Raw genomic sequence first — 780 nt, 5'->3', positions numbered from 1 at the left:
CGCGCAGGGCCTGAACCTCGCGGATCAGCACGCGTCTCTCCTCGAGCGCCGCCGCCTCGCGTGCCTTGCTGTCGGACAAGGCGGCCTGGTGCTCGGCCTACCCGTGGCTGAGAGGCCGGCTGACCGAGAAGGAGCTGGAAGCCGATTACGGTTTGAGCGACACCGAACGGCAGTTCGTCAGCCGCCGCGCCTACGGCCCCACCGGACGATTGACGCTCGCGGTTCTTCTGAAGATGCGACGGCGTTTGGGCCGTTTCGTGGCACTGACCGATGTCCCGGAACAGATCCGCGACCATGTCGCTACAGCACTCGGTCTGCCACCGCAGACGCTGCTGGTGGACGAGGTTGGGAGGCCGGCAACCGTGCACCGCTATCGCACCGCCATTCGCGAGCATTGGGGGAGTCGCCCGTTCGCTGACGGTGGTCGGGCCATCGTGCTCGAGGCCGTCCATCGCGGGGCGCAGACGATGAGCGACCCAGCCGACCTGATCAGTGCTTCGATCGAGGCCTTGGTGAAGGCGCACGTCGAGCTCCCCGCTTTCAGCACCCTCGATCGATTGGTCGGCTCGGCGCGAGAGGCGATTCACGGGGCGATCTACGCGCGCATCGATGCCGCCCTGAACGACGCGCAGCGCCGGGCCCTGGATGGTCTGCTGGAGCACCCAGCGGTTGAGCACCTGAATACCTTCTCGCGGCTTAAGCCGAGTCCCAGGCCACCGACCCTCAAGCACCGCGGCCAGTGGACCGACCGTCTGGCCGAGCTCGATGCCATTCTCGACC

Annotated in this window: 1 protein-coding gene; it reads left to right on the top strand. The window is 67.2% G+C overall.

All coding sequences use genetic code 11. The features are described from left to right. Nucleotides 1–65 precede the first annotated feature (65 nt). Nucleotides 66–780 (top strand): DUF4158 domain-containing protein (locus G3446_RS27100; RefSeq protein WP_164456743.1); only part of this gene is annotated, 715 nt, incomplete at its 3' end.

The sequence above is a fragment of the Thiorhodococcus minor genome (assembly GCF_010820565.1).
In the GTDB taxonomy this organism is placed as follows: domain Bacteria; phylum Pseudomonadota; class Gammaproteobacteria; order Chromatiales; family Chromatiaceae; genus Thiorhodococcus; species Thiorhodococcus minor.
This window is presented reverse-complemented; position numbering and strand designations above follow the sequence as displayed.